The 10597-nt window shown below is 70.0% G+C and carries 12 protein-coding genes; all 12 read left to right on the top strand.

The annotated features are described in order from the left end of the window. The first annotated feature begins 12 nt into the window (after positions 1 to 12). The 12 genes from OHA34_RS07795 (at position 13) to OHA34_RS07740 (ending at position 10596) form a co-directional block, all read left to right on the top strand. Positions 13 to 969 carry a phage major capsid protein gene (locus OHA34_RS07795; protein WP_329521169.1) on the top strand — a complete coding sequence of 319 codons (957 nt, stop codon included), beginning with the start codon at positions 13 to 15 and terminating at the stop codon, positions 967 to 969. 203 nt (positions 970 to 1172) lie between these two features. Next, positions 1173 to 2111 carry a glycosyltransferase family 4 protein gene (locus OHA34_RS07790; protein WP_329521167.1) on the top strand — a complete coding sequence of 313 codons (939 nt, stop codon included), beginning with the start codon at positions 1173 to 1175 and terminating at the stop codon, positions 2109 to 2111. Next, positions 2108 to 2530: a hypothetical protein gene (locus OHA34_RS07785; protein ID WP_329521166.1), complete on the top strand. Its 423-nt coding sequence runs from the start codon at positions 2108 to 2110 to the stop codon at positions 2528 to 2530. Before OHA34_RS07790 ends, OHA34_RS07785 begins: the two co-directional genes overlap by 4 nt. Before the next feature lie 3 nt (positions 2531 to 2533). Continuing rightward, on the top strand, positions 2534 to 2875 hold the full coding sequence (locus tag OHA34_RS07780; RefSeq protein ID WP_329521164.1) for a head-tail adaptor protein: 342 nt from the start codon (positions 2534 to 2536) through the stop codon (positions 2873 to 2875). A gap of 13 nt (positions 2876 to 2888) precedes the next feature. Then, complete coding sequence (locus tag OHA34_RS07775; protein ID WP_329521162.1) at positions 2889 to 3095, top strand: hypothetical protein; 207 nt, start codon at positions 2889 to 2891, stop codon at positions 3093 to 3095. After that, the gene (locus tag OHA34_RS07770; RefSeq protein ID WP_329521160.1) at positions 3088 to 3411 is read left to right on the top strand and encodes an HK97 gp10 family phage protein; all 324 of its coding nucleotides are present in this window, start codon (positions 3088 to 3090) and stop codon (positions 3409 to 3411) included. Before OHA34_RS07775 ends, OHA34_RS07770 begins: the two co-directional genes overlap by 8 nt. Before the next feature lie 3 nt (positions 3412 to 3414). After that, positions 3415 to 3795: a hypothetical protein gene (locus OHA34_RS07765; protein WP_329521159.1), complete on the top strand. Its 381-nt coding sequence runs from the start codon at positions 3415 to 3417 to the stop codon at positions 3793 to 3795. Positions 3796 to 3861: 66 nt separating this feature from the next. After that, entirely contained in the window at positions 3862 to 4458 is a 597-nt protein-coding gene (locus OHA34_RS07760; RefSeq protein ID WP_329521158.1) for a phage tail tube protein, read from the top strand. Continuing rightward, positions 4458 to 4820 carry a hypothetical protein gene (locus tag OHA34_RS07755; protein WP_329521157.1) on the top strand — a complete coding sequence of 121 codons (363 nt, stop codon included), beginning with the start codon at positions 4458 to 4460 and terminating at the stop codon, positions 4818 to 4820. The genes OHA34_RS07760 and OHA34_RS07755 overlap by 1 nt, the downstream gene beginning before the upstream one ends. Before the next feature lie 128 nt (positions 4821 to 4948). Further along, positions 4949 to 5251: a hypothetical protein gene (locus OHA34_RS07750; protein WP_329521156.1), complete on the top strand. Its 303-nt coding sequence runs from the start codon at positions 4949 to 4951 to the stop codon at positions 5249 to 5251. 20 nt (positions 5252 to 5271) lie between these two features. After that, on the top strand, positions 5272 to 9615 hold the full coding sequence (locus OHA34_RS07745) for a hypothetical protein (RefSeq protein WP_329521155.1): 4344 nt from the start codon (positions 5272 to 5274) through the stop codon (positions 9613 to 9615). A gap of 3 nt (positions 9616 to 9618) precedes the next feature. Continuing rightward, positions 9619 to 10596, top strand: coding sequence for a hypothetical protein (locus tag OHA34_RS07740; protein WP_329521154.1), 978 nt, complete (start codon positions 9619 to 9621; stop codon positions 10594 to 10596). Position 10597 lies beyond the last annotated feature (1 nt).

The raw sequence follows: 10597 nt of genomic DNA, 5'->3' as shown, positions 1-10597 counted from the left end.
AGCTGAGGGAACATGCCGGCTACCGAGCCGATCCTCCTGTCCGATGTCAACGAGAACCTGCTGCCCCGCACGCTCGCGGGCCCGATCTTCGAAAAGTCGGTGGAGCAGTCGGCGGTGATGGCGCTCGCGCGCCGGGCGCCGCTGTCGATCGACGCCAACACCAGCATCCCGATCCCGCTGGACGTCCCGACCGCGGACTGGGTGGGGCAGGGCGCCCGTAAGCCGCTGTCGTCCGGTGGCATCGACGTCAAGCAAATGTCGCCGAAGAAGGTCGCGGTGCTGGTCCCGGTCTCCGAGGAGGTCGCGATGACCAACGCGGGCGGCCTGTGGACGCAGCTGCAGAAGGACCTGCCGACCGCGTTCGCGCGGGCGTTCGACGCCGCGGCGATCCACGGCAAGAGCATGAAGGGCGCCGCAGGCCCGTTCCCGGAATACCTGACGCAGACCACCAACAGCCTCGAACTCGACACGGCCACCACGGAGCAGGGCGGCCTGTGGAAGGACCTGGTCGACGGCATGGCCCTGGTCATCGACGACGACTGGGACTACACCGGTACCGTCGCCGACAACCGTCTCAAGCCCAAGCTGATGCTGGCCGTCGACGCCAACGGCCGCCCGATCTTCGTCGACACGGCGACGCCGGGCATGGACATGGCGCTGGCCGGGACCCTGATGGGTGAGCCGCTGGCCTACAGCCGCGCGGTGTCGGGCAAGCAGCGCCGCCAGTCGGCCTCGACCGACTCGGGACTGCGTGCCGTCGGCGGCGACTGGTCGCAGGCCGCGTTCGGTGTCGGGATGGACATCACCGTGCGGATCTCCAAGGAGGCCACGTACGTGGACGAGGAGGGCGGCGTCCACTCGGCGTTCCAGGAGAACCTGGTGCTGCTGCTCGCGGAGGCGTACTACGGGTACGTTCAGGGCGACGCGGACGCGTTCGTGACCTACACGGCCGCGGGCGTCGGTTCGTGACCGAGCCGCTGGGCGGCTCGGCACCCCGCAAGACCCGGGCACGGAAGGCCCGGCCGAAGACCACGGAACCGACCGCTGAGCAGGACACCAGTCCAGCGCCGGCGGTTTCGCATTTCCGGGACCTCGGCCGGGCTGCGGCGCCGCTGCGGATTGTGGCGCGATTCCACGCCTACCCGCCCCGGCACAACGCAGGGTCGGAGTGGATGGCGCACTCGATGCTGCGGGCCCTGGTGGCGCGCGGCCACGAGGTGTCGGTGTGGCTGTCGCGGTACTCCCCGGACCGGGACGCCTACGACGTCGACGGTGTTCAGGTGGTGCCGTACGCGGCGCGCCTGGACTTCGCCGCCGCCGCCAAGGCCTCCGACGTGATCGTGTCGCACCTTGAGAACGTGCCTGCTGCGGGTGCGCTCGCGCGGGGCATGGGGCGCCCGTTCGTGGCGCTGTGCCACAACACCGCCCCGGTGATCTTCCGGAATGTGGGGCGCGGGTCCACGGCACTGGCGGTGTACAACAGCCTGCACATGCAGGCCGAGGCGGAGGGCTACTTCTGCGAGTACACCACCAGCCTGCGGCCGGCCTACGACCTCGTGGTGCGGCCACCGGTGTTCGCCGACGACTACCGCACCACACCAGGCGAGCACGTCACCCTGGTCAACCTCAACGCAGACAAGGGCGGGCACCTGTTCTGGGAACTGGCCGAACGGCTCCCGCACCTGCGGTTCCTCGGCGTCAAGGGCGCCTACGGGCAGCAGATCCTGCGGCGTGGCGGCCTCCCGAACGTGGAGGTCATCGACCATCTGCCGGGTGAGCAGATGCGTGACCTGGTGTACGCCCGAACCCGGGTGCTGCTGGTCCCGTCGGCGAGTGAGTCGTGGGGCCGAGTCGCGGCGGAGGCGATGGCGTCGGGGATCCCGGTGGTCGCCGCACCCACGACGGGCCTGGCCGAGTGCCTGGGGGAGGCGGCGATCTTCGCCGAGCGAGCCGACCCCGACGCGTGGCAGTCCGCGGTGGCGTCTCTGATGGAGCCGGCGCAGTGGGCGGCGGCGTCCGAGCGTGCTCTCGCCCGCTCCAAGGCCCTGGACCCCGCGGCGGATCTCGCCGCGTGGTGCCAGGCGATCGAGGATCTCGCCGCGAAGGGGTGATCGCCGTGCCGGTCACCGTGGACGCAGACAAGCTCCGCGTCTACCTGGGCCTCGACACCATCGACGAGACACGCGCCGAGCTGATGATCGGGCAGGCGATCCTGCTCGCCGAGTCGATCGTGAAGCCGCTACCCGACGCTGCGTCCGCGGTGGTCCTCGCGGTCGCTGGCCGGGCTTATGCGAACCCGCAGGGGATCGCGTACGAGACGGTCGGCCCGGTCAGTGTGCAGCGCCCGCAGGCGGGCCTGTACATGACGCGGGACGAGCGGCGCACGCTGCAGCGTCTCGCTGGCCGCGGCGGCGCTTTCACGATCGACCCGACCCCCGCAGACGCGGACCCCGACGTCACGTGGCCGCGCGACTGGGATCCCGACGACGATCCCCGCGGCGTGTGGATCGATCTGGAACAGGGCTGGTGACCCGTGCCGCCGCCGTATCCGTTCGGGGAGACCGTCACGTTCCTGCGGCCTGGCCCACCGGCTCAGGACGACTACGGCAACGACGTCCCCGGTGCCGACGTGGAGGTCGTCGTTGCGGGCTGCGCGGTGTGGCCGCGCAGCTCATCGGAGGACGTGCAGGCCCGCCTGCAGGTCACTGAGGGCCTGAACGTCCTCGCCCCTTACGGGACTGATGTTCGCCCGCATGACCGCGCGCGAGTGCGCGGGGTCCTCTACGACGTGGACGGCGATCCAGGGGAGTGGCGCTCCTCGCTCACCGGGACGCGCGCCGGCGTTCAGGTGTCGCTGACCCGGACCACCGGATGAGAGGGGGACGGCTGTGGCTGAACTGATGGCCGGCACTTCACCGCCGATGGTGGTGCTTCGCCCGGGCGACCGGGTCCTCATCGCGTTGACCGAGGACGCGCCGCCCGAGGAGCTGCAGGAGTTCACCGCGCAGCTCCGCCGCTCGTTTCCGACGGTGTCGTTCACCGTCATCGGCGGGATCGCCGGCCTCGGTGTCCAGGCGGGAGGCGACAGTGGCTAGAAGGAGCGGCGGCACCCGGTTCCGGGCCTCCTTCAGCGGGATCGGGAAGATGATCCGGTCCCCGCAGATGCAGGCCGCGATGCGAAGCCGCGCCGAGAAGGTCGCGGCGCTGGCGGCGGCGACCGCACCGATCGACAGCGGCGAGTACAAGTCGAGTTTCAAGGTGACGTCCGGGGCTCGGGGCGGCGTCCGCCGTGACCGCGCCTACGGCCGCGTCACGAACACGGCGCCCCATGCGGTGTACGTGGAGTTCGGGACCTCGAAAGTGCCGGCGCATCACACGCTGCGGCGGGCACTGCGGGCAGCCGGGGACTGACCGGTGGGCTACCCCGACATCGAGGTGCTGCTGGTCGCCTACTACAAGCTCAAGACGGGCAAGCGGGCGGTCACCGAACTCCCCGCCTCGCTGGAGACCGAGGTGCCCGTCATCCAGGTCGCCCGGGTCCCGAGCCCGACCGCGTACCGGCTGGACCGCCCGCAGGTCGACGTCAGCGTCTGGACGCTCAAGAGCCAGCGGGCCACGTGTTCGGCGCTCGCGCAGCAGGTCCTAAACCTGACCCTGACCGACCTGCCCGGCCCCCGCCGCGCTACCGGCGTCGTCACCGCCGCGGCGGCGGTCACAGGCCCGCACTGGCTGCCCGATCCAAACCCGAACCTGTGCCGGTACCTGGCGAGCTACCAGCTCGCCGCGCACACCTGACCTGACCAATTTCCGCAAACCCAGGCCCCGCCGTGCGCGGGGCCTTTGTCATGGGAGGGGCCACTGATGCCCACGATTGAGCGGTCCGACGATCTGGCGATGGTCGGCATCAACGGCGGCGCCTGGACCGTCGACCTCGGGGCGGCGACGCCGTCCGCACCGGCTGGGTTCTCGGCGCTGACGGCGCCGTGGATGCCCGCGGGGATGATCTCCGAGGACGGCCTGACGTACGCGATCGACGAGGACTCCGAGGAGTTCAAGGCGTGGGGGCAGACGTCCCCGTTCCGGAAGGTCGTCACCGGGTCGGTGCGGACGTTCCAGATGACGCTGTGGGAGACCGGCCGGCCCATCGTCAAGAGCCTGATGTACCGGATCCCCATCCTGGACCTGGAGCCCGACGAGGACGGCATCTCCACGTTCGCGGAGTCGGCGTCGCCGACTCCGGACCGCCGCGCGTGGATCTTCGACGTGTACGACGGCGAGAGCATGCTGAGGATGTTCGCGCCGGAGGCCGAGGTGTCCGAGCGCGGCGACGTCGCCTACAAGGGCGACGAGGTCACCGGCTACGAGGTGACCGTGTCGGTGTACCCCGACGCGGCCGGGAACCTGCTGTACCACACCTACAAGGTCGACCTTTCCGGCATCGGAGGTGGCGGCTCCTGATGACCGCTGCACCCCGAATCATCACCGAGGACGGCGAACCCGTCGTCCACCTCGACCTCGACGCGATTGAGGACGAGGCCACCAGTGTCACGTTCACCTTCCGCGTCGGCGGCGAGGTGTTCTCCGCGATCTCCCCGGACGACGCGGACTGGCAGGCGACCGCCGACACCGACTCCCCGGGCGGGCTGCGCGCGTTCATCCACGAGCTCCTCGGCGACGAGGACTACGAACGGTTCTGCGAACTGACCGTCTCCAACCGCAAACTCGGCCAGATCGTCGAGGGCGCGCAGAAGCACTACGGGATCAAGACGGGGGAATCGAAGGCCTCACCGCGCTCCTCGAAGAAGCGTCGGCGCAGGTAGAGGCCGACCTCCAACGGTACTACTCCACCGATCTGCGTGACCTGTGGCGGCCCGGCGGTGGCCGGACCGCGCTGACGTGGCGGCGGCTGCGGAACCTGATCCGGTTCCTGCCGCCTGAGTCGGCGACGATGACGCTTCTTCGCGTCAACCGTCCTGAGCAGGTAGCCGACTCTGACGCCGACCCCGCCGACGGGCAGTGGTCTCAGCTTGAGCTGCTGATCGCGATGCTCCTCGACGAGACGCGCTTCACCCGGTGGGAAGCGGCGGTGTCGAGGCTGGCCAAGGGCGAGAAGAAACCCAAGGAGCCCGAGCCGACGCCGCGGCCAGGTGTCACCACCAAGCGGCGTAAGGCGCTGCCGCCGCATGTCGCTGAGTTCCTGTTCGAGCACATGAACGGCAACACCCCCGCCCTTCCGCCGCCTGCGGCGTAGCCGACGAGAGGGGGCGTCGGTTGGCCTCCATCAGTGTCGGGTCCGTCTCGATCGAAGTCGTCCCGTCCGTGCGGGACTTCGCGGGCAAGGTGCGGGCGGAGATCCTCCCCGAGGCCACCCGCATCGGACGCGAGGCCGGCCGGCGGATCCAGGAGGGCATCGAGAAGGCCGTCAAGCCGGTCCGGATCAGCGTCAACATGGGGCAGGCGCTGACCCGGCTGGAACGCTTGAAGACGCTGCTGGGTGAGATCGACGGCCGCACCGTCAACGTGCAGGTCAACGTTGACGTCGGCGGGTCGATCGCGGAGCTGCGCGCGTTGGCGCAGCTCCTCAACCGCCTCGACGGCCGCCGCATCAACGTCAACATCAACACCCAGGTCGCCGAGGCGATGACGCAGATCGCGGCGTTGCAGGCGCAGATCCGGGCGTTGCAGCGCCGCCACGGCGTCAACATCGACGTCGACATCGGCGCCGCGCTGGCGTCGATCTTCAGCCTGAAGGCCGCGCTGATCGGCCTCGGCGTCACTTCGCTGCCTGCGATCGCGGGGATCGGCGCCGGGGTGATCGGCCTGGTCGGGCCGCTCGCCGCCGCCGGCGCCGGATTCGCCGGCCTGGGAGCGGTCGCGATCCCCGCGATCACCCGAATTCGGCAGGCGACTCAGCAGCAGGCGCAGGCGTCGCAGGCCGCCGCGGGCGCCGCCGGTCAGGCGCAGCAGCGCGCGTTCGCGCAGGCCGCCGCGCAGCAGCAGCTCGCGTCCGCGATCCGCAACGCCGCCTACACCCACAAGCAGGCGCTGGAGCAGGTCCGGACCGCGGAGATGGACCTGACGCAGGCGCAGCAGGCCGCACGGTCCGCGCAGCTTGAGCTGAACCGCGCCCGCGGTGAGGCGCGCCGCCAGCTGCAGGACATCTCTAACCAGGTCGCATCCGCGCGGCTGGCGGAACGCGACGCGGTGTTCGGGGTCCAGGACGCCGAGGCGGCGCTGGCGAAACTGCGGGCGGACCCGAAGGCGACGCAGGGGCAGATCGCCCGGCAGCAGCTCGCTGTCGACCAGGCCAAGCAGCAGCTCAAGGAGCAGCAGCTCGCGCTCCGCCGCCTCGTCCAGGACGAGAAGGCCGCGAAGAAGGCCGGCGTGGAGGGCTCGGACCAGGTCCGCTCGGCCCGGGAACGCCTCGCCGACGCCAACGCGAAGATCAGCGAGTCTGAGCGTGCACTGGCGGCAGCGCGCGCGAACGTCGCCCGCGTCGACCAGCAGTCCGCCGAGCAGGTCGCCTCGGCGCGGCGTGCGCTGGCGCAGGCGAGCATGCAGGCCGCGTCGGGTGCCTCGGCGATGGCTGGCCCGATGGTGCAGCTCACGGCACTCGAGCAGCAGCTCGCGACCGCATGGAAGGGCCTGACCGGCGCGTTCAACGACTGGGCTAAGAGCCTGCAGCCCGACGTGATCCCGGTGCTGATCAAGGGCATCTCGCTCCTCAAGGGACTGCTGCCGTCCTTCACGCCGCTGGTGAAGGGCGCCGCCGCCGGCGTCTCTGAACTCCTCGACCGGGCTTCCGCCGCAGCCAAGTCGCCGTTCTGGACCCAGTTCTCCACCTTCATGGGCCAGTCGGCCGGGCCCGCGATCGTTGCGCTCGGCACCCTGGCAGGGAACCTGCTGAAGGCGTTCGCGGGGATCGCGCAGGGGTTCATGCCGATCGGCATGGCGTTCCTGCAGGTCCTGTCCGCCGTCGCCGCGAAGTTCGCCGCGTTCACGACCGGGCTGGCCAACAACCCGGCGTTCCAGCGGTTCGTCGACCAGTTCACCACGTCGGTGCCGTTGCTGATCGACACGTTCTCAGCGATCGGGTCGCTGGTCGGGTCCCTGTTCGCGGCGCTCGCACCGGCCATGGCGCCCGTGCTGGGGTTCATCCGCACCCTCGCCGCCACCCTGGCCGGAGTACTGAAGGCCGTCGCACCCGCGATCCAGTCGGTGTTCGCCACTCTCGGCCCAGCGCTCGGCGCGGTCATCGCCGTACTCGGCCCGGTCGTTGCCCAGCTCGTCCAGGCGCTCGCCCCGTTGCTGGTACAGCTGATCACCGGATTGAAGCCGATCCTGCTCGCACTGGTGCCGGTCCTCGGGCAGATCATCGCAGGGCTCGCCCCAGTCATCTCTGCGCTCCTGTCCGGGCTGCAGCCGGCGATCCAGTTGCTGGTCCCCGTCGTCAGCCTCCTCGTCGACGCCATCGCCAAGATCCTCTTCGCGCTCGCCCCGGTGCTTCCGCTCCTCGGCCAGTTCATCGCGTCGCTGGTGGCCGGGCTGATGCCGGTGTTGACGCCGATCGTCGGCGCGATCGCGCTGCTCGCGCAGCAGATCGCCGGGCAGCTCATCGCGGCACTGCAGCAGTCGGCGCCCGCGCTCCTGCAGATGGTCACGGCGATCGCCGGGCTCCTGCCGGCGCTGCTTCCCCTGGTGCCGCTATGGGGCCAATGGTTCGCCGCGATCTTGCCGCTGGTGCCGGTCATCATCCAGCTCGCTGCGGTGATCGTGCAGGCCCTCGTGCCGATCGTCCGGATCCTGATCCAGGCCATGGTCCTGTACTGGACCACGATCATGAGCCTCGTCCTGCCGGTCCTGCGGCTCATGGTCACCGTGGTGACCTGGGTCGCCTCGATGCTGATGCCGATTATCGCCGCGATCGGCGTGGCGATCCGTTGGCTCGGCACCGTAGCGATGTGGCTGTGGACCAACGCGATCAAGCCGGCGTTCACGGCGATCGCGAAGATTGCGCAGTGGCTGTTCACGTTCGTCGCGGTGGTGCTGATCGCCCCGTTCATCCTCGCTTTCAAGGCGCTCGGGGCGATCGCGAAATGGCTCTGGCAGAGCGTCATCGGCCCGGTGTTCCGAGGGATCGGCGCGGTCATCCGCAGCGTCTACAACACGCTGATCAAGCCAGTGATCACCGCGTTCCGCAACGCGATCCGCACCTACCTCGCTCCAGCCATGCAGTGGCTGTGGAACTCGGTGATCAAGCCGGTATGGGGATGGATTGGCGACCACGTCCGCAGCGTCTACAACACCCTCCTGAAGCCCACGATCGACAAGCTGAAGTCCGCGGTCGGGTCGCTGGGCAACGCGTTCGACGGCGCGGTCAAGGCCATCGGCCGGCAGTGGGACAAGCTCAAGGACGTCGCTAAGAAACCGGTCGCTTTCGTCGTCAACACCGTCTTCAACAAGGGCATCGTCCGGCTATGGAACTCGGTCGCCAAGCTCGTCCCCGGCACCAAGACGATGGACGAGATCCACGGGTTCGCCCGCGGCGGCATCTTCCCCGGCTACACCCCGGGCCGCGACATCGGGCTCGCTGCCGTGTCCGGCGGCGAGGCGATCATGCGACCCGAGTTCACGCGCGCGGTCGGGTCGGACTTCATCGCCACGGCGAACCATCAGGCGCGAGTCGGAGGACCGACCGCCGTCATGAAGTGGCTCGCGGGCGCCGGTGACCCGGGCGGTGTGCCATGGGCCGGTGCGTACTCCCTCGGCGGCATCGTCGGCGGGTTCGCCAAGGCCGCTAAGGGGTTCTTCGCCGGCGGCCTGATGAAGACGGCCAAGTCCGCGTTCGGGCCGCTGCTGTCGATGGCGGACCAAAGCCTCGGCGGTACCCCGTTCGGGCGGCTGGCCGCAGCGATCCCGCACGCGATCGTCGAGAGAGTCCTCGGCGCGTTCAAGGGCTTCGAGAAGAAGCTCGGTGGCGGCGGCGCGATCGGTGTTGTCCGCGCGGCCCGCTCCCAGATCGGGCGCCCCTACTCGTGGGGCGGCGGCGGGAAGGGCGGCCCGTCCTACGGCATCGGCCGCGGCGCGAACACCTTCGGTTTCGACTGCAGCGGGCTCACCGAATACGCATGGTGGAAGGGCGCCCACAAGTCCATCGGCGGAGTCACGAATCCCCAGTGGGCCAACTCCCATCCGATCCCGGGCCCGCGGCCCGGCGCGCTCGCTTTCCCGAGCGGCCCGAGCGTGCACGTGATGCTCGGCTCGGACCGTCCCGGATACATCATCCAAGCCCCCTACACCGGCAGCTACGTGCAGGAGGTCAAGCGCACGAGCGGGAACTGGCGTTGGCCGAACTCCGCGACATTCGACAACGGCGGCTACCTGCCCACCGGCGTCAGCATGGTCTACAACGGCACCGGATCACCCGAGCCCGTCCTCACCGACGCGCAGTGGGACAAGGTCGCCGGCGGCACCGTCGGCGGCGACGGAGGCACCCACTACCACGGCCACTTCGACGGTCTCACCAAGGCCGCATACGAGGCGCAGTTCCGGACCGCGATGCAGGCCGAGTCCGTACTCGCAGCCCAGAAAGACCGCACTGGGCGACGGAGGTAGCCGATGCCGCTCGTAACCACCACCGTCACCGCCCCGGGCCCCGGAGGTCCGCCGGTCACGCCCCCCTTTGACCCGGCTCGGGACCGGCAGGCGCTGTCGGTCACCTACATCGACCCGGACGGGCAGGCATGGGGCTGGTCGGATCCCGCGTCGAACTGCCGGGTCACGTCCGTCACCGGTATCGGGTCGGCGCCGGCATCGCTCAGCGACACGGCGCTGTCGGGGGGCGGGTCCCTCGCCCAGTCCTACAGCGCCGCGAAACGCAGTATCGTCGTCGGCCTCCACGTCTACGACGACGTCTCCCAGGCCGGTCTGCTCGACCTCGTGGACCGGCTCGCCTACGCGCTGTGGACAGAGCGCGCCGGGCTTCCAGCCCCGGGCCGGATCATGATCGCGCGGCCGAGCGGGACATCCCGCCAGATCGAGGTGTACTGCACTTCAGGCGCCGAGCAGACCGATACCGACTCCACCCGGGACGCCTACCAACGGGACACCGCCTACGCGCTGACGTTCGAGTCAGGCCTTGACCCAATGTTCCAGGACGTCGACCCGGTCGGTCCGCTGGTATTCGCGGCGCCGCCCTCGAGCGGCGGCGTCCCGCCGATGCCGCCGGTGATCCTCGCGCCGCCGACGACGCTGGGGGAGACCACCGTCACCAACGCCGGCAACGGCGAGGCGTACCCGATCTGGGAGGTCCACGGGCCCGGCACACCGACCTTCACGAATGTGACGACGGGCCGTGAGTTCTCGCTGGCCGTCACCCTTGGCGCCGACGAGGTCATCACGATCGACACCCGCCCGGCCCGGCAGTCCGCGGTCGACGGCACCGGCGCGGACCGGTGGGGTGACCTGGTCAAAACCAACCCGCGTGACCTGTGGCAACTGGTGCCGGGAGCGAACCTGCTGAACCTGGCGCTCGCAGGTTCGGACACCGGGTCCAGCATCTCGATGCTGTACTACCGGCGCTGGCTGCGGGCCTGAG

This window comes from Spirillospora sp. NBC_01491 (assembly GCF_036227065.1).
GTDB classification, from domain to species: domain Bacteria; phylum Actinomycetota; class Actinomycetes; order Streptosporangiales; family Streptosporangiaceae; genus Spirillospora; species Spirillospora xylanilytica.
This window is presented reverse-complemented; position numbering and strand designations above follow the sequence as displayed.

What these genes read in the sequence shown, in the direction of transcription:
- OHA34_RS07795 (WP_329521169.1), top strand. Translation starts at nt 13, where the DNA reads ATGCCGGCTACCGAGCCGATCCTCCTGTCCGATGTCAACGAGAACCTG.
- OHA34_RS07760 (WP_329521158.1), top strand. Translation starts at nt 3,862, where the DNA reads ATGCCCACGATTGAGCGGTCCGACGATCTGGCGATGGTCGGCATCAAC.
- OHA34_RS07790 (WP_329521167.1), top strand. Translation starts at nt 1,173, where the DNA reads ATGGCGCACTCGATGCTGCGGGCCCTGGTGGCGCGCGGCCACGAGGTG.
- OHA34_RS07755 (WP_329521157.1), top strand. Translation starts at nt 4,458, where the DNA reads ATGACCGCTGCACCCCGAATCATCACCGAGGACGGCGAACCCGTCGTC.
- OHA34_RS07750 (WP_329521156.1), top strand. Translation starts at nt 4,949, where the DNA reads ATGACGCTTCTTCGCGTCAACCGTCCTGAGCAGGTAGCCGACTCTGAC.
- OHA34_RS07740 (WP_329521154.1), top strand. Translation starts at nt 9,619, where the DNA reads ATGCCGCTCGTAACCACCACCGTCACCGCCCCGGGCCCCGGAGGTCCG.